General features: G+C 61.6%; 23 protein-coding genes. 8 read left to right on the forward strand and 15 right to left on the reverse strand.

Annotated elements, in window-relative coordinates; genetic code table 11:
- Positions 1-143: 143 nt before the first annotated feature.
- The 13 genes from NKH01_RS26715 to NKH01_RS26780 all read right to left on the reverse strand — a co-directional run bounded on the left by NKH01_RS26715 (position 144) and on the right by NKH01_RS26780 (position 13,256).
- A complete protein-coding gene (locus tag NKH01_RS26715; protein ID WP_353016614.1) occupies positions 144-416 on the reverse strand; it encodes a DUF2274 domain-containing protein in 273 nt (90 codons plus the stop codon).
- Positions 417-427: 11 nt separating this feature from the next.
- Positions 428-1,645, reverse strand: coding sequence for a TraB/TrbI/VirB10 family type IV secretion system protein (locus NKH01_RS26720; RefSeq protein ID WP_352805916.1), 1,218 nt, complete (start codon positions 1,643-1,645; stop codon positions 428-430).
- A 10-nt stretch (positions 1,646-1,655) separates the two neighbouring features.
- Complete coding sequence (trbG, locus tag NKH01_RS26725; protein ID WP_352567554.1) at positions 1,656-2,684, reverse strand: P-type conjugative transfer protein TrbG; 1,029 nt, start codon at positions 2,682-2,684, stop codon at positions 1,656-1,658.
- A complete protein-coding gene (trbF, locus tag NKH01_RS26730; RefSeq protein WP_352567553.1) occupies positions 2,674-3,405 on the reverse strand; it encodes a conjugal transfer protein TrbF in 732 nt (243 codons plus the stop codon). Before trbF ends, trbG begins: the two co-directional genes overlap by 11 nt.
- Positions 3,406-4,728: a P-type conjugative transfer protein TrbL gene (gene trbL, locus NKH01_RS26735; RefSeq protein WP_352856615.1), complete on the reverse strand. Its 1,323-nt coding sequence runs from the start codon at positions 4,726-4,728 to the stop codon at positions 3,406-3,408. It lies immediately after the preceding gene.
- Positions 4,729-4,763: 35 nt separating this feature from the next.
- The gene (gene trbJ, locus NKH01_RS26740; RefSeq protein ID WP_353016618.1) at positions 4,764-5,489 is read right to left on the reverse strand and encodes a P-type conjugative transfer protein TrbJ; all 726 of its coding nucleotides are present in this window, start codon (positions 5,487-5,489) and stop codon (positions 4,764-4,766) included.
- Positions 5,486-7,936, reverse strand: a complete 2,451-nt coding sequence (trbE, locus tag NKH01_RS26745) for a conjugal transfer protein TrbE (RefSeq protein ID WP_353023240.1) — start codon at positions 7,934-7,936, stop codon at positions 5,486-5,488. The genes trbJ and trbE overlap by 4 nt, the downstream gene beginning before the upstream one ends.
- Entirely contained in the window at positions 7,930-8,202 is a 273-nt protein-coding gene (locus NKH01_RS26750; protein ID WP_353016624.1) for a VirB3 family type IV secretion system protein, read from the reverse strand. The genes trbE and NKH01_RS26750 overlap by 7 nt, the downstream gene beginning before the upstream one ends.
- Positions 8,202-8,510 carry a TrbC/VirB2 family type IV secretion system protein gene (locus NKH01_RS26755; protein WP_352706199.1) on the reverse strand — a complete coding sequence of 103 codons (309 nt, stop codon included), beginning with the start codon at positions 8,508-8,510 and terminating at the stop codon, positions 8,202-8,204. The genes NKH01_RS26750 and NKH01_RS26755 overlap by 1 nt, the downstream gene beginning before the upstream one ends.
- Before the next feature lie 11 nt (positions 8,511-8,521).
- The gene (gene trbB / locus NKH01_RS26760) at positions 8,522-9,490 is read right to left on the reverse strand and encodes a P-type conjugative transfer ATPase TrbB (RefSeq protein ID WP_353023242.1); all 969 of its coding nucleotides are present in this window, start codon (positions 9,488-9,490) and stop codon (positions 8,522-8,524) included.
- Positions 9,487-9,900 (reverse strand): CopG family transcriptional regulator, encoded by a 414-nt coding sequence (locus NKH01_RS26765; RefSeq protein WP_353023244.1) that lies wholly within the window; start codon positions 9,898-9,900, stop codon positions 9,487-9,489. Before NKH01_RS26765 ends, trbB begins: the two co-directional genes overlap by 4 nt.
- 119 nt (positions 9,901-10,019) lie before the next feature.
- Entirely contained in the window at positions 10,020-12,047 is a 2,028-nt protein-coding gene (locus NKH01_RS26770) for a conjugal transfer protein TraG (protein WP_353016633.1), read from the reverse strand.
- Positions 12,048-13,022: 975 nt separating this feature from the next.
- Positions 13,023-13,256 carry a hypothetical protein gene (locus NKH01_RS26780; protein WP_352467844.1) on the reverse strand — a complete coding sequence of 78 codons (234 nt, stop codon included), beginning with the start codon at positions 13,254-13,256 and terminating at the stop codon, positions 13,023-13,025.
- A 270-nt stretch (positions 13,257-13,526) separates the two neighbouring features.
- Here NKH01_RS26780 and NKH01_RS26785 point away from each other — a divergent pair, with 270 nt between their 5' ends.
- Complete coding sequence (locus NKH01_RS26785; protein WP_023722567.1) at positions 13,527-13,745, forward strand: KTSC domain-containing protein; 219 nt, start codon at positions 13,527-13,529, stop codon at positions 13,743-13,745.
- A 487-nt stretch (positions 13,746-14,232) separates the two neighbouring features.
- On the opposite strand, the gene NKH01_RS26790 is transcribed toward NKH01_RS26785, so the two are convergent.
- Positions 14,233-14,535 carry a hypothetical protein gene (locus tag NKH01_RS26790; RefSeq protein WP_353016637.1) on the reverse strand — a complete coding sequence of 101 codons (303 nt, stop codon included), beginning with the start codon at positions 14,533-14,535 and terminating at the stop codon, positions 14,233-14,235.
- Between the two features lie 175 nt (positions 14,536-14,710).
- Here NKH01_RS26790 and NKH01_RS26795 point away from each other — a divergent pair, with 175 nt between their 5' ends.
- The gene (locus tag NKH01_RS26795; protein WP_352492307.1) at positions 14,711-15,076 is read left to right on the forward strand and encodes a hypothetical protein; all 366 of its coding nucleotides are present in this window, start codon (positions 14,711-14,713) and stop codon (positions 15,074-15,076) included.
- A gap of 666 nt (positions 15,077-15,742) precedes the next feature.
- On the opposite strand, the gene NKH01_RS26800 is transcribed toward NKH01_RS26795, so the two are convergent.
- Complete coding sequence (locus tag NKH01_RS26800; protein ID WP_352690959.1) at positions 15,743-16,600, reverse strand: alpha/beta fold hydrolase; 858 nt, start codon at positions 16,598-16,600, stop codon at positions 15,743-15,745.
- 253 nt (positions 16,601-16,853) lie between these two features.
- Between NKH01_RS26800 and NKH01_RS26805 the strand changes: the two genes are divergently transcribed.
- The 6 genes from NKH01_RS26805 to NKH01_RS26830 all read left to right on the forward strand — a co-directional run bounded on the left by NKH01_RS26805 (position 16,854) and on the right by NKH01_RS26830 (position 21,138).
- Entirely contained in the window at positions 16,854-17,903 is a 1,050-nt protein-coding gene (locus NKH01_RS26805; RefSeq protein ID WP_352467848.1) for a YihY/virulence factor BrkB family protein, read from the forward strand.
- Positions 17,904-18,211: 308 nt separating this feature from the next.
- Complete coding sequence (locus NKH01_RS26810; RefSeq protein ID WP_352637597.1) at positions 18,212-18,511, forward strand: transposase; 300 nt, start codon at positions 18,212-18,214, stop codon at positions 18,509-18,511.
- Between the two features lie 237 nt (positions 18,512-18,748).
- Complete coding sequence (locus tag NKH01_RS26815) at positions 18,749-19,096, forward strand: hypothetical protein (protein WP_352467850.1); 348 nt, start codon at positions 18,749-18,751, stop codon at positions 19,094-19,096.
- 4 nt (positions 19,097-19,100) lie between these two features.
- Positions 19,101-19,496, forward strand: coding sequence for a phage holin family protein (locus NKH01_RS26820; protein ID WP_352690960.1), 396 nt, complete (start codon positions 19,101-19,103; stop codon positions 19,494-19,496).
- Positions 19,493-20,377, forward strand: coding sequence for a hypothetical protein (locus NKH01_RS26825; protein ID WP_352690962.1), 885 nt, complete (start codon positions 19,493-19,495; stop codon positions 20,375-20,377). Before NKH01_RS26820 ends, NKH01_RS26825 begins: the two co-directional genes overlap by 4 nt.
- Positions 20,374-21,138, forward strand: a complete 765-nt coding sequence (locus NKH01_RS26830; protein ID WP_352467852.1) for a hypothetical protein — start codon at positions 20,374-20,376, stop codon at positions 21,136-21,138. The genes NKH01_RS26825 and NKH01_RS26830 overlap by 4 nt, the downstream gene beginning before the upstream one ends.
- Positions 21,139-21,755: the final 617 nt, after the last annotated feature.

The raw sequence follows: 21,755 nt of genomic DNA on the forward strand, positions 1-21,755 counted from the left end.
GACATGAGGCGCAGAGCCGGCATTGGTTCGGGGCAGATCAGCTCGTCTTTTGTGCCCTGTGTTTCGGCTTGCCGCCGGCAAATTGCTTCAATGCATTTGCCCGCCTAGAAAGGTGCCCCCTCGGATTCACTGGTCGCTGTCACTTATTCGGACCCTGAAATTGGCTGCCGCCGCGATTTCTCTGACTTGTCGACGACAGGGAGCCCTTCCTTTCTGGCCTTGGCAAACGCTCGATCGCTCTCCAGGAACTCCGCCAGCATGAACGGGATCAGTTCCGCTACCGATTCGGACTCGCCATAGGTCTGACGATAAAGCGCCGCATAGTCCTTCAGTGCTTGGTTCATGTCTGCACTTACGGTTATGGTGATCTTCGAAGGTGTCCGATCCGGAAGTTTGCCGAGCTTCAGATTGGTCATGATGACTCCAGTCAATTCGGGTACGGCCGTAGCACAAGATCCTTGTGCACGATGACGCGCAGTGGCCAACCAGGGCGGACGGTGATCGTGGGCTGAATATTGAGGTTCTTCTCGGTGATGCGCTGGCCAGCTCGACTGACGTTCTGCTGAGCGGATTCGCGGATTGCTTTGACCAGGTCGCTTTCCTCTTCCCCGAGGCTCAGCTCCGTGCCGACCCCTAGCAACGTGGCCAGCGCAACGCCTTTGATCAGCTGCCAGGTGTGGAAATCCACCTTGTCCTCAAGCCCGGCATAGCCGGCGGTGTCCGTCGCCGGCAGATTGTCGATTTCGATCGAAGAGCCGTCGGGCAGCAGTATCCGTTGCCAGACCAGCAGCGCGCGCCTTTGTCCAAAGGCAACAACGCTGTCATATGTGCCAATCAGGCGAGAGCCTTGCGGAATGAGCAAGGTGCTGCCGGTGACTGTGTCGTGCACATTCTCGGTGACCTGTGCGACGACGAGGCCGGGCAAGTCGGAATTGATGCCAGTGATCAGGCTCGCTGCGATGACGCTGCCGGCCATCAGCTGATACGGCGAAGCCGGCGTCTGCAGTGCATGCAGATTGTAGATCCCACTTGTGTTCCGCTGGCTGACAAAATCGAGCTTGCGCTGTTGATTGTTTGGGTCGCCCTCGGCCGGTGCTACCGAAGCTGAATCGCGTGCGGCATCGGATTGTGGAGCCGTTGCCTCAAAGGGTGGACGCCCGCCCTGCCCGTTGCCGGCGGCATCCGCTTGCCGGGATCGATTTTCGATCCGGAAGAAGACTTGCGATTCGCGCGCCTCGACCGCCTGCTGTGCAAGGCGCTGCTCCTCCGCCGAAACCTCCTGGCCCGGCGCGATGCCCAGCTGGCGTTGGTGCTCAAGGATGGGGCGGCCGAGGTCGCCGGGCAGCGGTGGTCCAAGCACCGGAGGCTTGGGCTTGATCCCGGAATAGTCCTTAGGCAGCCTTTCAATTGCCTCCGCGGTTGGCTTCCGCTCGGTGTTGTAAAGCTCTTCAGCCTGCTCTTTGATGCGCAGTGCCGGTCCTTGCAGCGCCATCATGGTGACGGCTAGAACGGTCCCGGAACCAACAGCAGCAATGGCGACAATAATGCCGCGCTTGAAGCGCACAGCGCGGCGAGGCGAGGCCCGCAGCTGCAGCTGTTCTGGATCGAGTTTCGGTGGAGCATCGGAGCGGGAAGTATCCGTCATGGGCCGTCCCTCACCTGCTGGAACGCGAAAAGAGCAATATCCGCCGCGGCGCTTGCCTGCCGTCGGTCCTCGTGATGCGCACCACCTGCTGCTGCTTGGCGCCGAGGCGCAGTTCGGCCGCGGCGAAGAGGCGATCGACGATGTAATAGTTGCCCCGTACGCGGTAGTTGACGAGCTGGTTGTCCCCGTCAGCACCGACGATGAAGAGCGGCGGGGCCTCGCCCTGATCGATGCGGCGCGGAAACTCGATGTAGACCTTGCTGCCATCATCGAACGCGCGCGTCGGCCTCCAGGGCGGCATGTCGCCGGTAATCGAATAGCGGAAGCGAATATTTTCGAGAGCCACATTCGACGCCACTGGCATAGCGGCGTCGGCCTGCGCATTGCGCCGGCGTAGCGCGATGATCTGGTCCTCGCTGTAAGTCCAGGAGATGGCCGCCATGGCGGTCTTATCCGTGCTTTGAAGCTGCAGGTGATAGCTTCGCCGGTCCGTGGTGATCACCAGATTGGTGGCAAGTCCTGGCGCGAAGGGCTTCACCAGCACATGGGTGCGCTGGTCATCGCCGGAGCCACTGACGGTGTCGCCAATTACCCAGCGCACTGTGTCGCCGGCCGACACGGATTGGAGTTTCTCGCCTGACTGCAGAGCGATATCGCTGACGCGCTCCGGTGCGGCATAGAGCTGGTAGAGCGCGCCTTCGGCAAAAGGGTAAACCTGCACCGCATTCACATAGCCATATTTGGTGGGTTGCTGCGTCGCCGCCTTGTTGGCATCGGCGACACGTTCTTCAGGCGAGCGCCTGTCTTCAGCAGCCTTGCCCGGCTCGGGCTGCAACTGGCCGGGCAGCGGCAGCGGTGTCGGCACTTCCACGACCTTGACGGGCTTCTCCGGCGCCTTCTCGATTGCCGCCGGTTGGAACTTGGCAGCATCATAGGAAATCTGAGGTGGCGGCACCGGCTTCGAGGCACAGGCGGAGATGACCGCAGCCGACGTCGACAGGACCAGCGCAGTGCGGAGCGACGAGAGTCTATTTATCATTGGCGGACTCCTTTGGGGGAACGGAAGTCTGCGCGGCACTGTCGAGCTCGCGCGACCAGTCGATGGCATTGATGAAGACGCCGAGCGGGTTTTTGCGCAGCTGATCGGTATTGTTCGGCGGCCGGATCACAATGGTGAGGATCCCGGTCCAACGCGTTGTGCTGGCGAGGCTGCCGCGCTCAAAGACCTGCTCGGTCCATTTGACTTGAAAGGAGCTCTCGGACGCTCGAACCACGCTCGTCACCTGCACCGAGACGCTGCGCGTGCCGATCTTGCCGAACGGATCATTGGCCTTAGCGTACTCGTTGAGAAAGAGGGCTGCACGGTCGGTGGCAAAGTCGTAGGCCGAGAGCCAATTCTGCCGCACCAACACCGCATCGGTGGAGACGGAGCGGACATTCTGGATGAAGCGGCCGAGATGCCAGGCAATCTGGGCATCGTCGGGCTCGTAGGTTTGGATTGCCGGCGCGACAGCCCGTGTCTCACCGAAGCGGTCGACCTCGACGACATAGGGCACGACGCGGCCCTGCATCGACTGCCACAAGAGTCCACCAGAAAGCCCGATGGCCAGAGCGAGGCAGCCAAAGGCGATCAGGCGCCAGTTCCTTGCCTGCACGCGCGCAGTGCCGATGCGCTCGTCCCAAAGTTGGGCGGCCTTCTGGTATGGTGTGACGGGGTGGGGCGTCTTCCCGTAACGCTGAACAGGTCGCTTGAAGAGCATCTAGTCTTCCTTATCGTTGAGAGAGGGGTTGGCGCCGCTTCCACCCCGATCGCCATCGCGGACGGCCTGCGTGGCGGCGTGGCGATGGGCGCGCGCGGTCTGTTCGGAACGCAAGCGCCTCGCCCACGCCGGCGCGGCATTGGCACCTGACGCGGCAGGGTTTCCGGTCATTGATGCGGTCGGCGTGCCGCCCGTCGCGGTCCAGGCGGCATCGCGGCCGGCATCGGCGCTGCGCCGGAATGGTTCTGTTGCAGATCGCATTCCCCGCATCGCGGCGCCGCCAGCTGCGCCGGCAACGCCCTGCAGTCCAGCAGCTACGCCGGAGAGGCCGGACTCGGGCGATGTTGCACGCCCCATCTGCCAAGCTGTGGAAGCAGCCGATCCCATGGCCGTGCCGGCTCGAACGGCGGCGAGACCGCCGCCGGTTGCCATGCGCGCGCCGGCAAGCGCCGCACCTCCGGCAACGAGCGTTGATCCGGCGGCCGCCGCGGTGGTTCCGAGTGCGGCTCCCGCGCCAAGCTGCGGCGCGCCCGAGACAAGACCCGAGGCAATTCCCGGTCCGAAAATGCCGAGCCCAAGCAGCGCCAACGCGCCCAGTACCTGTGACATGGCCGCGGCCAAGTCCGGCTCCTTGCCTTGCAGGGCGGAAGCGAACTCGCCGAAGAGCGTGGAGCCGATGCCGACGATGACGGCAAGCACCATCACCTTAATGCCCGACGAGATCACATTGCCGAGCACGCGCTCGGCCAGAAACGCCGAGCGGTTCCAGAGCGCGAAGGGCACCAGAACAAAGCCGGCCAATGTGGTGAGTTTGAACTCCAGGATGGTGATGAAAAGCTGGATGGAAAGGATGAAGAAGGCGATGAGGACCAGGAACCAGGCGAGAAGCAGCACGAAGATGGTCAGCGCGTTGCCAAAGATCTCGGGGAAGCCGACTAGCTGGCTCGCTTGATTGAGCAGCGGCCAGGCGCCCTCGAAGCCGGCCGCGGCAATGCGGCCTGGCCGCAGGAGACTGTCGGCGGACAGATTGCCGGACGAAGCGTTGATGCCGAGCCCGGCAAAGGAGCGGTAGATAATGTCGGCAAGGCTTCTGAAATTGTTCAGGATGAACGCGAAGGCGCCGACATAGAGCACCTTTCGGACGAGCCGACCGAGAATATTGGGTTCGCCGCCGAACGCCCAGACCAGGCCCGCCAGCGTGATGTCAATGCCGATCAGGATGGTAGTGAGAAAGGCGACGTCGCCCGAAAGCAGACCGAACCCGCTGTCGATATACCGGATGAAGGTCTGCATAAAGCGATCGATGACGCCGAGGTCATTCATGTCGCCGTCTTCCTCGTTGTCTTGAAGACTGCTGATCAGTTGCCGGGATAGGCCGTACCGGAGCCCAGGAAACGCTTCGTCGTCTCGCGGGCGGCTTCCTCAGACTGCGCCTTGCGGGCAGCATCTTCGGCTTCAGCCCGGAACTGGGTCGCGAGCAGCGTCTGGATCTGCATCTGCTGCTTGGTCGAAAGCGCGATCAGCTGATTGGTGGCCTGGCTTGCCTCAAGGGCACCTGCCGCGCCCTGACTGCGGTTGACGAGATCGGTAAGCAGGTCGCCGTCGGCCCGCACGTTCTCCACGATCTGCGACTGCGCGCTCATGGTTTGGCGGAACGCCTGCATGGCGTTTTGCCAGCGCTCGCGCGCGGCGCTCGCCACATCGTTGACCTCGATTGTGGCGTCGTAGCTTTCCGGATATTGCACACGCCACTGGTTCTGAAGCTTGTCGAGATCGAAGCTCAGGCCGCTGGCCTGGGTCATCAGGCCGTCGATCCGTTGGAGCGAACCTGTGAGCTGGCCCACGGAAGAAAAATCCAGGCGCTGAAGGTGCCGCGCCATGTTCTGCAGCATCGTCGCCTGGTTCTGAAGCGACTGGATCTGGTTGTTTATCTGCTCCAGGGAACGTGCCGCTGTCAGCACGTTCTGCGCATAATTCGACGGATCGAACACGATCAGGGCGTGGGCCGGCTGGACGTAGTCGGCCATTGGTTTTGCGATCAGGGAAACGGTGATCAGGCTGGTGAGAAGGCGGCGCCGCATCATGACGATTGCTCCTTGTCTGGTTGAGGGAATTGCTGGAGAAGCTCGGCAGCCCAATCGAGGCCGCGCGCAATCAGAAACCGGGCGGCAAAGCCCTCCTGTCCGTGCTCTGACAGCACCTTGTCGATCAGGGTCTGCGTGGCCGGATCAGAGGCGCCGCAGAGCGCAAGAGCGATCGGGCCGAGCCCGAGCTCGAAGAGGCGGTTGCCGCGGCGCGACTGCAGATAATACTGGCGCTTCGGTGTGGCACGGGCGACCAATTCGATTTGCCGCTCGTTCAGGCCGAAGCACTCATAGGCTGCCCGCACCTGCGGTTCCACGGCACGGTCATTGGGAAGAAAAATGCGCTGTGGGCAGCTCTCGATGATTGCCGGCGCGATCGACGAGGTAGCGATGTCTGCAAGTGACTGCGTGGCGAAAATGACGGAGACGTTCTTCTTTCGCAGCACCTTCAGCCATTCGCGGATGCGGGCGGCAAAGAGAGGGTTGTCGAGATAGACCCACGCCTCGTCGAGCATCAGCAGCGTCGGCCGTCCGTCGAACCGCTCCTCGAGACGATGGAACAGATAGGTGAGCACCGGGAGCACAGCGCCTTGGCTGTGCATCAGCTCTTCGGTCTCGAAACACTGCACATCCGACAAAGCCAGCCGATCTTCATCGGCATCGAGCAGCCGGCCGAAGGGACCGTCGAGCGTGTAGGGCATCAACGCGGCCTTGAGCCCATTGGACTGAAGCAGAACCGACAGGCCCGTCAGCGTGCGTTCCTGCACCGGCGCAGTCGCAAGGCTGATGAGTGCCGACCAGATCGCCTCCTTTACCTCCGGCGTTACGGTGACATTCTCATGGGCGATGAGGCCGGCGATCCATTCGGCTGCCCAGCTGCGGACAGCCTGGTCACTGATATTGCGCAGCGGTTGGAAGGCAAGCGCACCGTCCGCGCCCAGAGCGTGGTGTTCTCCGCCCATGGCCAGTGTCGCCGCACGAGCCGAATTGCCCTTGTCGAAGACATAGACCTGCGCCCCGGCATAGCGTCGAAACTGCAGAGCGACTAGCGCAAGCAGAACCGACTTGCCGGCACCGGTCGGCCCAACGACCAGCATGTGGCCGACATCGCCGACGTGGGTAGAAAGCCGAAACGGTGTCGACCCGCTGGTCTCTGCGAAGAGAAGCGGCGGGGATTCGGTCCCAGTCACATTGGCGAGATGCTCGTTATCCACCGGACCGGCCCACGCCGACGACAGCGGCATGACGTGGGCAAGGTTCAGCGTGTGAATGAGCGGCTGGCGAACGTTAGCGTAGACATGACCGGGCAACGAGCCGAGCCACGCCTCGACCGCATTGATGCTTTCACGGATCGTGGTGAAGCCGAGCCCGCTGACGATGCGCTCAACCGCTCGGAGCTTTTCCGCGGCGGCCTGCCGGTGCTTGTCCCATACCGTCACCGTTGTGGTGAGATAGCCGAAGCCGACGTGATCGCCGCCCAACGCCTGAAGGGCGGCATCCGCGTCCAGGGCCTTGTTGTTGGCGTCACTATCGACGAGAGGGACGGGTTCGTTGGTCACGACCTCGCGCAGGATGGCGGCGACCGATTTGCGCTTGGCAAACCACTGACGGCGCAACCGTGTCATCGTCTTGGTGGCTTCCGTCTTGTCGAGCGGGATGAAGCGCGTCATCCAGCGATAGGCGAAATCCTGATGGTTGAGCGCGTCGAGGATCCCTGGCCGGGTGACGTTCGGGAAACCAAGGATGGTGAGGGTGCACAGATGCTGCTCACCCAGCATCGGCTCCAGGCCGCCGGTAAGCGGCGCGTCAACCAGAACACCGTCGAGATACATTGGCGTTTCCGGCATGGCGACCGGATGGCGGTAGGTCGAGATTGTGCCGTGCAGATAGGTTAGCGTCTCGGCATCATCGAGGGCGCGCACTTCCGGGATGAAGCCGGACAGCAAATCCAGGACGCGGTCGGTCTCGTCGCGAAACCACGCCAGCTCCTGGCGCCAGTCTCTAGCCCCTCCCGAGTGATGCGAGTCGATCAGTGCGCTTTCCGCCCGCGCCTGGCCATCTGGCGCCGGCATGAAGACCAAGGTCAGATGATAGCGACTCTCGAAGTGCGCGACCTTGCCCTCGAATGCCGCGCGCCGTTCCTCATCCACCAGCCATGAGGCAGCATCGGGAAAAGCCGAGCTCGGATAGCCCAGCGCTTCAACGCGCTCGGCCTCGAAAAACAACCCCCATCCGGAGCCCAACCTTCGTAGCGCATTGTTGGCTCGTGCGCAGATGCCGACCAATTCGGCTTCGGTCGCGCTTTCAAGGTCGGGGCCACGGAACCGGAAGGTTCGCTGGAAGCTACCGTCTTTATTGAGCACGATGCCGGGCGCGACCAAAGCGGCCCAGGGCAAATGATCGGCAAGCCGATCGGCTTTGCCGCGATACTCCGAAAGGTTCAGCATGCTAGCCACCCCTTCAGGCGAAGATGACGGACAAGCACGCTGGCGAAGTCCGGATCGCGGCGAGCGGCAAAGACCGCGAGCGTGTGGCCGGCGATCCAGAGCGCCAGTCCGGCGATCCACTGCTGCAGGCCAAGGCCTATTGCCGCGGCCACCGTGCCGTTGAGGATCGCCACCGCTCGCGGCGCGCCGCCCAGCAGGATCGGCTCAGTCAATGCCCTGTGAACGGGGACTTCGAAACCCTCGATATGCAGCTCTCCGGTGGCCATCAGACGAGTGCCCCGCCGCCGAAGGAGAAGAAGGAGAGAAAGAAGCTCGATGCCGCGAAGGCGATCGAAAGGCCGAAGACAATCTGGATCAGCCGGCGAAAACCGCCTGCCGTGTCACCGAAAGCAAGGGTCAGGCCGGTGGTGATGATGATGATCACCGCGACGATCTTGGCGACCGGTCCCTGCACCGACTCAAGGATCTGCTGCAGCGGCTGTTCCCAAGGCATGCCGGAGCCCGCTGCGTGGGCCGGGACGGTGAGAAGAAACGCGAGCGCGATGGACGAAAGGAAGCGAAGCTTCTTGCGCATGAGGTGACCTTTCAAAACTGCTGGAGTTGCGGAAGCGTGAGCGGGGTGACGGCGTAATCACCGGTGCTGTCGAGACCGGTGACCTCAGCGATCGCGTCAATGCGGCGTGAGGATCCGCGCCCAGCGATGAAGACGATCAGATCTACCGCATCAGCGATGAGGCGGCGGGGAACGGTGACGACGGCTTCCTGGGCGAGCTGCTCGATACGGTAGAGAGCGGAGCGCGCCGAATTGGCGTGAACCGTCGCGATGCCGCCGGGATGCCCGGTGTTCCATGCCTTCAGCATGTCCAGGGCTTCCGCGCCCCTGACTTCGCCCACGATGATGCGGTCGGGTCTGAGCCGCAGGGTCGAGCGCACGAGATCGGCGAGCGTGACCGACCCCCGCCTCGTCCTCAAGGCAACGCAATCCTTCGCCGCGCATTGCAGTTCGCGCGTGTCCTCGATCAGGATCACCCGCTCGTCGCAATCGGCGGCTTGTGCCAGCAGCGCATTGGCAAGTGTTGTCTTGCCCGACGACGTGCCGCCGGCGACCAGGATGTTGCGCCGCTCGCGGACCGCCTTCTTCAGCGCATCGGCCTGCAGCGGCAGCATGACGCGGTCGGCGACATAGTCGGCCAACGTGTAGAGTTTCGCCGCAGGCTTTCGGATGGCGAAGCATGGCCCCAGCACGACAGGCGGCAGCAGACCCTCGAAGCGCTCGCCCGATGGCAATTCGGCGCTGACAATCGGATTGTCAGCATGCGCCTCGGCGCGCACGTGGGAGGCGACCAGGCGGATGATGCGTTCGGCCTCAGAAGGATGCATGTGCACGCCGGTGTCGACCCGGCCTTCACCCAACCGGTCGAGCCGCAGCGCACCGTCGGGATTGACCATCACCTCAATGACGGTCGGATCGGCAAGGGCTTCGGTGATCGCCGGACCCATGGCGGTGCGCAGCATGACGCGGCGGCGATGGTCGGCTTCCGGATGAGAACTCATCCTTCCCTTCCCCTGCGATCGTCGGTGCCAAGTGACCGTTTCCCGGAAGCGATTTGGCGGCCGACCTGTTCGACGAATTTGTCGAAGCGCTCCTGGGCAATTGCTTGCGTGGCCCTGTCCGGCACCGGCGTGTGAGCATGAAGCGTGATCGAAAAGCGGATGAAGAGCGCCAGGCTCTCCAGGATCATCTCGACATCGCGCCTGACATGTCCGAGGTCGCGGGAAAGACGGTCGAGCCTCTTGCCGTAGCGCTGGTCGAGTTCATTCTCCCCACGCCGCTCGATAAAGGCCTCGACCGCGTGCGCCACAATGGCCGATTTGGTGGTCGATGGATTGCGGCTGAGGTTCTCCAGCTTCTCGCTCAACTCGGGTTCAAGCAAAAACTGGTGACGAATGCGGTTGGGCTTCATGCTGCTCGTTCCTCTGACCGGCGCTGATGCACCGGCGACGGGAACGAGCATCGTCGAGATCCTCGAAATCGCTTACGGCCGTTATTTACGCTGAGATGCGCCCGCGTATGGCGCGCCGTTCAGAAGCCGGGCACGATGTCCTTGTCGTCGCCCATTCCCTCATTGAGGCCGTACGCACGTGCTGCGGTGGAAATCCGATCCATGACGCGCTTGTCGGCGAGCGTCTCGCAGTCATCGTCTGCGGGCGTGAACAGATCGCCATGATCAGGCTCTTGGGCGACGAGGGTCCGTTCTTCGGGCAGGCCCGGATGGCGCTGCTGCTGGACACCTCCGTCTTCGATTGCCGCGCCGGCACTGTCGTCGTCGCCAGCAAGACGCCGATCCACGCCGCGCACCTGTCCGCTCCAATCGTCCGGGCGCGACGTGGGCCGATCCGCGTAGGCACCGTCGCGCAGCACCGGCGAAGGCAGCACTCGCTCCGTGAAATTCGGATCCTGGTAATAACGCAACTTCTTGGCGCGAATCGGCGGCAATCCCGAAACCAGGATTAGTTCGTCAGCCTGCGGCAACTGCATCACCTCACCCGGCGTCAGCAGGGGGCGAGCGGTCTCTTGGCGGCTTACCATGACGTGGGACAACCAGGGCGCCAACCGATGGCCGGCATAGTTACGCATCGATCTGAGTTCCGTCGCGGTACCGAGCGCGTCCGAGATGCGTTTGGCCGTGCGCTCGTCATTTGAGGAAAAGGCAATCCGCACATGGCAATTGTCGAGAATGGCGTTGTTCTCGCCATAGGCCTTGGAGATTTGGTTCAACGATTGCGCTATCAGATAAGCGCGGATGCCGTAGCCTGCCATGAAGGCGAGCGCAGTCTCGAAGAAGTCGAGCCGACCGAGCGCCGGAAATTCATCCAGCATCATCAGGAGCTGATGCTTGCGGCTCTTCTTTGGATCGCCCTCCAGGCGCTCTGTCAGCCGCCGGCCGATTTGATTGAGCACCAATCGCACCAGGGGCTTAGTGCGCGAGATATCCGACGGCGGCACGACCAGATACAGCGACATCGGTCGCTCGGCATCCACAAGGTCGGCAATGCGCCAGTCGCAGGCCGATGTTGCCGCGGCCACCGTTGGATCACGATAGAGCCCGAGAAACGACATGGCGGTCGAGAGAACGCCTGAGCGCTCGTTCTCTGACTTGTTCAGCACCTCACGAGCCGCCGAGGCCACGACCGGATGGACCTGGGGCTTGTCCACCGTGCCGAGGTGGTTGGTGGTCATCATCCGCTGCAGTGTCGCAGCGAATGAGCGTTGCGGGTCCGACAGGAAGGTGGCGACACGGGCGAGTGTCTTTTCCTCTTCGGCGTAGAGCACGTGCAAGATGGCGCCAACTAGAAGTGAATGACTGGTCTTCTCCCAATGGTTCCGCCGCTCCAGCGCGCCTTCCGGATCGACGAGAATGTCGGCGATATTCTGAACGTCGCGGACCTCATCTGGACCTTTGCGCACTTCCAGAAGCGGGTTGTACCGCGCCGATCTCGGATCGGTCGGATTGAACAAGAGACAGTGCGAGAACTTCGACCTCCAGCCAGAGGTCAGCTGCCAGTTCTCGCCTTTGATGTCGTGAATGACGGCCGAGCCGGTCCAGGAAAGAAGGGTTGGAACAACGAGTCCGACGCCCTTGCCCGAACGTGTCGGCGCAAAGGCCATGACGTGTTCCGGTCCGTCATGGCGCAGATAGCGACAATTCAGTCCGCCAAGGAAAACGCCGGCCGGCTGAAACAGCCCCGCCTTCTCGATTTCCAGCTTCATGGCCCATCGTGAGGACCCATAGGTGGTGACCAACCCCCGCTGCCGTGCGCGCCAGAGGGACCCAGCTATCGCGGCGGCACAGCCCAGGAACCCACTGGCTCCGGCAAGTATGCCAGCCTTGTCAAAGACCTCAGGCGCATAGGCGTCAAATTGGAACCACCATTCGAACAGCTTCCACGGCTGGTAGATCGGCCAGCCGACTGTCACAAACCATGGTGCGCCGAGTGACGGCTGATAGGAGAGCATGTGGGCGCACCATTGGGTTGCAGTCCACACGCCAAGAATGACAATTGCGAATACGACAGCGATCTGCCCAATCAGCAACTTCGTGGGTGTCAATGGCTTGCTCCGCTCTTCTGGCCAGACGGACCAAACATCGCGCCGAGCGATGAGAATTCGAACGGCCGCTACATGCGACTAGGTGCGATGACAAGGTTGATAGGCATTGTTCAGCTGCGAACAGCGAAAATCCGCCGCAGCAACCGATCGGCGGTGCCAGGTACGCGGTTTGGTCGCAGAAGATGTTGGGGCTTCAGGCGCGGGCACATTGAAGATGTGCTGACAGACAAACCTTTGGAGCCGACGCGTTTGTGCGAGTAGCGAGCTGAAGGGCTCGGCGAGAAGTCGTCGTTCTCAATCGGGCGACGGGGGATACATCGGCGAAGACGGCATAAGGGAGGATGGGCCAGACCGAGCCGACGGAAAGGTCGTAGCCAAGGCGGCCTTGGAGCGCATAGCGCCTGGCCGGGAGGCCGCCGCCAGCCAAGCTTACGCGGCGCGTCGTTGAGCGAGGTGAAGACCCGAACGGGCTCGACGAGGGTCCACGGCGGTCACAATGTGGTGGTGGTGATCGCAGTAGACGCGATCCGGCGAAGTTGGCCCAGCACAAAAACGATAACCGCCGGGTACTGACGGGTCTTCGCTCACCGGGAACCGGCACTGATAGAGGCCTAGCTGAATGAGGGGGACATCTCTCGAAGTTAATCTGATATTTTCAGGCATGATGGTTTCCTAGTTCATGGCAATTGCCGGCTGACGGCCGCAGTGCGACCCGTCGGGGCGAGCTTGTCTCGTTTTGGAGGGCTATGGATCACCATATGGTGTTGGTAGCACCGTCAATGAAGCCCGACGTCCTGCTTCTGAAGCCAATAGTTTGCGACTTAAGGCCACACGCGCGAACGCATTGGCAATCTACCATCGTGTCCCCGAGGCACCCGCCCGCCGGGGGTTGTCGGCGGGGGGTGGCACTGGCTTGTGGGGCCCTAGGCCCACTCGCGGCGCTCGCACTGGATCTCGGTGCGGGTTTCCCTTGTCTCATCGCCCTGTCAGCGCCTTGCAAATGAGCGAAACCAAGCTGTCGCGCGCTCGCTCGTGGAGTGCGCCTTTCGGCCGCCATGCAAGGAAATCATCAACGCTCATCCAATCAGCCGGGTTTGTGTCGGCGTCTGGCTGGCTGAATTCCACATACAGATGCAGTTCGTCCGGCACGAAGACGACCCTCCACAATCCTTTGATGTCATTGGCAAGGTTGTAGGCGAGGACGGTCATGGCGGGGCACTCCTTTCGCCGTGGAGCGTGCCTATCTCACGGGAAAATTCCATCACCAGAAGTTAGTATTGACGCTCGCGCTTTCTCAGAAATCCAACGTCCGCGTGATGCCGAAAGGTGCAGCTAGCTTTTTGTGTATCTCGATTGGGAACACGGGACCGCCGCGAAAGTTCGGTGCACGCAGCGAATCCTCCCCCTCCAGGTATTGCTGCAGATCGGTATCCCGATCGGCCCGCGCTCCCCGCAAGGGCGCGGGCCTTGGCCTGTCTCATGCCATCTACTTCGATCCGCAAGATGGAATATGATCTGGATAGAAGGACCCTCTCGGTGTGGTTCGTCGCCAGCGGTAAACGGTACGAGTTTGAGGGGGTACCGCCGGAAACCTTTGCCGCGTTCCGGGCCGCGTTCGCCAAGGGCCGCTATTTCAACGACCACATCCGCAACAATTTCCGCTACCGTCTGGTTGCGAGCGATAGCGACCCGGGATGACCTGACCTGCCGGCGGCTCAATCGTCCTGTCGCTCCAACCGGCGGTTGGTGGACGCGTTGCCGCTGTGGCGCTTAGGGTTGGTTACGGTCCGCGCTCACTTGGCAAGCCCACCCCCCGCATCCCCCCGCCTGGTGCAAAGCGTTTGATCGGTCCCGCCGTTCTGGCAGTGCGGCGGGACTTTTTTGCGGTCCAGGTGGAGCATCGGCGCGCGGGGAAGGCGCGGTGCACGCAGCACCCTTTCCTCATCCAACGTACGTCGGTGGCGCGCTGAAGGGTCTGAACGGTCTGCCGCCGGAGCTCAACTAGCTGGACTATTGCTCGACCGGAAGCGGCTCGTGCTGGGGCTCAGCGTGGTGGAAGACCTGTCCAAGATCGCGCGCGTCGAACGTTTGGCCGCAGACTGGGCAGTAGACCAAGTGCTTCGACTCGTCCTCTACCGGCCCGTCATGCGGCCTGCCCACATAGCCCGTCGCGATGTTGTCGGTTCTAATCCGGGGCAACGACAAGTGCCTTTCGTCGTTTTGGCGGCCTATATTTCTCCACCAACCGGACCTTGTCACGGTCGACCGTGACCAGCGGCCCGAGGTCGATCGTCACGGTGTCCTCGTCGATGCGCGTGACCTCGCCTTTCAGGTCGATTTGCTGGCCTCGGTTCACCTTGGTGTGGTCGATGATGGAATGTGGGAAGTCGTAACCTGGGATAGAGACGCTTACGCGGTCCTCTGTTATCCGCCTTCGAACCGTGGCAGTAATCGCCACCTGGTCACCAATGCCTATTCCCCGAGCCATGCCATGGATTCTGGTGCGGGCAGTGTCTTCTTCAAGAGGTTTCTAATATACGCCGGCCATCCTAAGGCTGACCTACGGCCAGAGTTACAAAGTTGAACTTCATCGGGGAACACTCCTTCTGTCTGCCTGTTCAATTTGCCAGGCGCATCCCGCGCATTCAGACAGGAGAAAGAAGATGAAACGCATCCTTTTGGCTTCGGCCGTGCTGGCGGTGTCGGCCGGGCTTTCCTTTGCCCAGGCGACGAGCGGAACTTCGAGCGGAACTTCGAGCGGAACCTCGACGAGCGGAACCTCGACCACGACAACCATGCCCAGCACGACGGATCAGGGCACCGGCACGACGAGCAGCGGCACCAACATGTCCGGCGATCAGGGCACCGACACGACCACCACCAGCGGCACCACGAATCCGAACTCGGCCAGGGACTGCGCGCCCGGCCAGCAGACTGGCAGCGCTCAGCAGGCTGCGCCAGGTCAGCAGGACACGACAGCCAACACCGCCGCGCCAGGCCAGGTGAAAAAGACCGACGAAGGTTGCTGATTGGCACATCGGCACAGGTTGGAATCACCAGCGTGTGGCTGGCCAGTCTCCCCCCACCATCGCCTGAACTCAACTCGGCTGGCGAGCAAGTTCCCGCCAGCTCAACGCTCTGATGCTGAAAATACTGGACCAGATCTATGCGGTCTCACCGTTAGCGCCAGCGAAGCGATGACACCGGGGCGGGACAGGCGAGGCCGCTACAGCTCCAGGCTTGCGCACGGCGTCGACGACTTCGCGCATCGAGTCGAGGACGAGCTGCCGACGATCCGCATGCGGATCAGCAACTCAGGGTCGATCGAGGGACGGCCGATCGGGCAGGCCGCACCATAATACCCAAGCGGAAAGGCCACGCCCACGCCTGGACACTGCCAGTGTATATCGGCGGGCTGCTTGCCAATGAGCTCTAGTGATGTCGAGCGCCCGCTGCGCCGATATGAGCGTGGAGGCCATGAACAGGCGTATCAAAGGCGGGGGTCCGTCGCCTCTCCTTGCTGACGGCGGGCTCCGCAAAGCGCGGTGTTGGTCGGAGACAATAGAACCTTATACCGCAATCCAACTTAGCTAGTTGTAATGTCCCCTCCTCTTTTGCAGCAGCCAGGAATGCCCTGCAGGCCTCCTCCGGCTCCATCTGACGCTCCCCCCAGTTTCTATCCATTTTTGAGTTCCTCAGCCCTCCAGGAATGCCAGAAGCGCCGCATTCACCGCGTTGCTCTCTTCGCGTTGAACCCAATGCGTCCCTTTCTCGAAAGTCTGCACGCGGCCATCGTCGCAAAGGGCGAGACTGCGCTTGGCCAGCCCGGATTCCAGAGCCTGGTCCTGCATCCCCCACATAACAAGAGTGGGCGTCGTGATCCGCTCCTTCAAGCTCGGGCGAAAGGGCAAGGCGCGATACCAGTTGAGCATGTTGGTCAGCGCCCCCGGCCGCTCCCAAGCCTGCCGATATTCTGCAATCTCCTCTTCTTCGAAGGCGCCTTCCCGGCTGGATGTCCTAAGTGCTCGTGCGAGCAAGGCGGAGCGCCGCGCACCCAAAACGGCTTCGGGCAGCAATGGGATCTGGAAGAAAACCACGTAACTGCTCCGCAGAAACTGCGTCGGAGATCGCAGGGCATGGGTCAACAGCACCTCGGGATGGGGCGCATTCAGGATGACGAGCTTGTCCAGGCGATGAGGCAACTTTGCCCCGGCGGCCCAAGCGACGATGCCGCCCCAGTCATGTCCGACGAGGTGAAACCTTCCGATGCCGAGCGCGTCGGCCAGGGCGAATACATCGCCGAGCAGCTTGGGGAGCGTGTACTCGCTGATACCCTCTGGCTTGTCGCTGGTGTTGTAGCCCCTCTGGTCGGGAACGATGACCCGATATCCGGCGGAAGCGAGCGTACCGATCTGCCGTCTCCAGCCGATCCAGAAGTCCGGGAAGCCGTGCAGGAGCATGACCGGCTTACCCAGAGCAGGCCCGGCCTGAACGACGTGAAGCCGAATGCTTCCGGCGTTGACGAACTGATGTTCAGGCGCCAGCGAGATCATGGCTGGTAACGTGGGTGTCGTTAAAGTGATCCAGCGCAATGAGGATTTAGATCAGGCTGCGTCGTCCCGACAAGATGCACGCTCAGCCGTCGCATCCCCCGCCAGATGAGCATGGGAGCCGAAGGGCCAAGTGGGGATGGCGCAGGTGTTGCTGCAGGCGGCGGATGTTTATTTGTAAGCGCAGGTCTGCACCTGCATCCTTTGGCGCTATTATACGTTTGCCCCGCGAAGAAGATGCTCCGGACCGGCAGCCATGTCGAAGAAAACAACCGAGGACGCTTACGAAGGTCAAGTGCAACTTGAGCGGCGGGCCGAACGGGAGAGCCGCGGACGCAATGCCGAATGGCCGTCAGAGATTCCCAGCCGCGGCTGGAAGGACGTGCTGTGGCGGGTCTTTGCTGAGGTAACCGAGGACCGTGTTATGCTGATCGCGGCGGGGGCTGCATTCTATCTGCTTCTTGCCCTCTTTCCAGCGCTTGCCGCGTTCGTGTCCATCTATGGTTTCGTCGCCGATCCTCAGACCATCGCTGAGCACATTGCGTTCCTTGGCGGCGTACTGCCTTCGGGAGGTCTGGATATTATCAGATCTCAGCTTGCGTCCTTGGCCGCTCAGAAGGCTGGCGCGCTCAGCTTCGGCTTCATCTTCGGCCTTGCCGTCGCACTGTGGAGCGCCAGTAACGGCATAAAGACGCTATTCGAAGCCATGAACATCGCCTACGAGGAGAGTGAAAAGCGCGGCTTCATCCATCTGAATCTCCTGGCCTTGGGCTTCACACTTGGCGCCATCCTCATTGGTATCGGCTTTATCATCTCGGTGGGGATTGTGCCGGCCGTGCTTGCGCTGCTGAACCTCGGCGGCTGGACCGAAGCCCTTGTGCGGATCTTTCGGTGGCCGATGATGCTGATCATGGTGGGCGTCGGGATCACGCTGATTTACCGCTACGGACCCAGCCGGGAAAGGGCAAAGTGGCAATGGGCGACATGGGGCGCCTTCCTCGCCGCTGTGGTCTGGATCGCAGTCTCGATAGGCTTCTCCTATTATCTTGAAAACTTCGCCAACTACAACGCCACGTATGGAGCTCTTGGGGCAGTCATCGGCTTGATGATGTGGACTTGGATTTCTGTGATTATCCTGGTTGTAGGTGCGGAGCTGAATTCCGAGATGGAGCATCAGACAGCGATGGACACCACCACAGGTGCGCAGCAGCCGATGGGTGCGCGAGGTGCCACGGTTGCCGACACGCTGGGCGGATCGGCCGATGCCGCCGACCAGCAGTCGCGTTTTGACGAGCGCAACGAGTAGCGCGCAGATCACTTTGGACGCCATGGTCAAGCGGCTGTAACCAACGCCGCGGCGCGTAGCCCAGAACGGCTCAAGGCGCTGGTCGCCCGGCTTGCCCAAGTGACTGGCGATCTCACCATCCAGAAGCAACGCAAAAGCGCCGTCGCCGATGCCGAACCCCTCGCCAGCCTCGACGAGGTCATGTTCTGCTCAAGCGTCAGAGCCGCCGACTTGAAGGTCGAGATCGCCTCGCTAGCGACGACGACCCGCTGTGGGCCTGTCTCGATTAGGTCTTCCGTTCGGTCAACGGTGTCGCCCGCGTACTCCTGATGGCCGAGTTGCCCGAGATTGGCACCCTTTCCAATAAGGCCATCGCCAAACTCGTAGGGTTGGCGCCGATCGCCAGTGACAGCGGCAGGCGCAGCGGTCGAAGACCGGTGCGCGGCGGCCGTGAAGGTCCGCGCTCCAGCCTCTCCTCGTCGCGCTCACCGTCGCCAGATATGATCCCCTCGCGCCTTCAGACAGGAAAGGAAAAGATGACCATTCGCATTGCGCCCGCCCGCAAGCTACCCATCATTCCCAATGCAAAAGCACGCGATGCGCGCCTCGAGTTCGCAAACGCAACTTGAAACCCCAGATAGTCACTCATTGGGAACCAACGGGCCTTACCTCCGTTTGCTCCTCGAATGGAGGAAACCATGAACAACCGGAATTCTGAACGGCGTCCCCCGACTGCGGTAAGAGTTGGTGACGGTACCTCGGAAGACATAGGAGCGACCGTAAGCGGCACGTTATCCAAAGCGTCCGACATAGCGCAAGGGGCAGCGGAAACCGCCAAACGGGCGGCCGTTGGTGGCGCGTCCACCGTGACCAATCAGGTGAAGGAGATGTTGGACCGTCAGGTCGGCAGCGGCGCCGAGGTGATGGGCCAACTGGCGAGTTCGACCAAGCGTGCGGCCGAGGACCTCGACGCAAACGCACCGATAGTCGCTGGGGTCGTGCGCACCTTCGCGAATAGGCTTGATGGATACGCAGACGACCTGCGAGACAGGTCCGTCGATCAGCTGGTTCTTGCAGCGTCCGATTTCGCGAGGCGCAAGCCGGGTTTGGTGTTTGGGCTGGCCGCCGTAGCGGGCTTTTTGACGTTCCGCACACTGAAGAGCGCGCCTCCCGCACCAGAGTCCATCAAGGGAAGGCGGCAGGGAGCGAACTGATCTGATGGCACCGGAACAACTGAAGAATTCGCCTCTCCCTCAAGCACTGTCGGCAGTGTTGGCGGACGTCGCGGACCTCTTTCAAAAAGAGTTGCGCCTGGCGCATGCGGAGCTGTCCGCCAACGTCTCAACGAAGCTCCAAGCAGGTGTGTGGATGTCTGCTGCTGGCGTGCTGGGAGTGGTCGCCGCTCTGCTTCTAGTGCAAGCCCTCGTACTTGGAATAGCCAGCTTAGGGATGGCCCTGCACTGGTCGTGTCTGATCGTCGCGGCCGCAACGGCCCTCGCCGCTGCTTTCGCCTACTATCGGGGCCGCGCTGATGCGCAAAAAGAACTTCTGCCGACACACTCCATAAGCCAAATAAAGCAGGATGTTGCGACAACCAAGGAGCAATTAACATGAGCCGCAATTCACAGGTCCAGGATTTTGGAACGAAAGAATGGCTTCTCAGCTCCGCTAGGAACAATCCCGAAGGCCTTCTGCTCGTCGCAGCAGGGTGCGCGCTGCTAATGCGCAGCCGCAGTTCAAGTGCCGGGCATCGCGAGCAATCCGGTGCAACCGACGGGCGCCAAAATGCTCCGCACGTACGCACCGCCAGCGGCGGGGCGTCCAAAGCGCAGGAAGAGGCTAGCGAGACAGCAGAGGCCATGCGCGACAATTTAGCCGGCATTGGGGAGAAGGTGAGTGAAACCGCAAGTCAGTACGCATCATCCGCCGCGTTATACGCAGAACGGGCCGGTCGCTCCGTATCCGAGAAGTCAGGGCGCGTGGTGCAGCAAGCCCAATCATCGTTCCAAGACACGATTGGCCGCATGGTGGAAGAACAGCCATTGGCTTTTGTTCTGGCCGGCTTCGCAGCCGGTGCCGCTATAGCTGCTGCTTTGCCGGCCAGCGATGTCGAGAGGCGCACGCTCGGCCCAGCAGGAGAGCGATTGACGGATGCTGCTGAAAAAGCTGGGGACCGCTTGAAGTCCTCGACAGCAAAGGCGGGCGAACGGCTCAAAAGCGCCGCCGAGGAACATGGGCTGAATTCGGACGGACTCAAGGAGGTCGCAAGGGACGTTGCGGGCGCCTTTGGAAGCGCCTTGTCAAAAGAGCAATCAAGTGAACCCGTGCAGCCGCCTTCGCCAAGCCCAAGTGGATCGAGCGGTTCATCCACTCCGGCCGCCAAGCTGCAACCGGGCAGCGCCACCCCTTCGGAAGGAATAACGGCCAAATCGCAGCGGTCGGGCAACGCTCGGTCGAGCAAACCTGCCCGCCCCGGTGGCAAGAGAGATTTATGATGGCCGATCCGCAACTTGAGCATCTTGAATACGAAGTTGAGGCTGCCCGGGCTAAGCTCGCCGAGGACTTGTCGACACTTCGGTCGCCAAACACGCTCTCCGAATTTACCGATGATTTGAAACACGAAGCGCTTGAGGCAAAGGATGCCCTGGTGGAGAAAGCAAGAGCCTCAATGCAATCGGTGGCGCAGGCGATTATTGACGATCTCAAGGCCAAGGCGGCTGCCAATCCGAGCGCTGCTTTGGCGATTGGGGCCGGTTTGGGGTGGCGTTTCCTCCGCCATCCGCCGATCGCAACCGCACTCGTCGGAGCGGGATTGATCAGCTTGTTGCGGACCAATTCAGCCCGGCCACCCGGCGAGCAGCAGGTTGATCACCTATCGTACGCCAAGGAGCGCCTGAAGGAGCAATCTAGCGATTTGGCGGAAAGCGTCAGTGATTTCGCTCTTGAAACGGCTGGCAAAATAAAACGCGAAGCTGCCGAGTTGACCGGCGTGGCCAAGGAAACTGTTAAAGAGAAGACAGAACGTCTGGCTGCGGGTATCCGCCATAGCGGCGTTGGGCCGCACCAGGGCGAGACTGTCGCAAAAGCATCCGCACCCTTCGATGAAGCTTCGTTAGCTGTTCAAGACGCATCGGGCAATGAGCATACCGAGGACAAACTCCTTCTGGCGGCGGCGGGTTTGGCAGTCGCCGCGGCTGTCGGCTTTGCCTATCAACGACGTCTGAATGAGCAGATGGACACCGACCGAACTGGATGAGCGTAGACAGAGGTCATTGCAGAGAAACAGTCGTCCTGAAGGCAAAGTATGATGCCGCGCTCACATTTATCGAGTCCCGACGAGTTCAGCCATCGGATTGCATATTCTGGAACCACGGACGGCGCGATGACGATGCGCACGGCGGAGAAGATCGGACAAAGCGGTCAACCCCTTCGAGCATGATGATCGTCGGCCGGTCGGTCACGGCCTTCAGCGAAACCGCCAGCGACCGGCTGAGCGGAATTCACCCCGAAAACCGTGCAAGTGCTGCCGACCCCATAACGTGAGCGCAACGGCGCGCTCTGTCCGCTGTCAGGACGAACTTTCTTCGATCCGGCTTGGCGCTGCCGGTGCCCGCGCACGCACTGCTCAGTGATCAGGGACGAGTGTTCTCGGGCATTCCGCTATCGCGACCTCGTTTCGAACGTTTTAACACGCCCCCTCAAGCTTGATCTCGCCGAGCGCTGCGCTAGACTAGCCCTTCCGATCTTGGCTAGACTAGTGCCAATGCGTATTCGACCAGGCTTGCGCAAACGAACGCTTCAACTCTCTAAGTGACGACGCCGCAATATTAGCATCGCTCGTCGTTGCAATTTCTCGAAATGCGCAGCTCGACG

Source organism: Mesorhizobium sp. M1403, from assembly GCF_040317695.1.
In the GTDB taxonomy this organism is placed as follows: Bacteria; Pseudomonadota; Alphaproteobacteria; order Rhizobiales; family Rhizobiaceae; genus Mesorhizobium.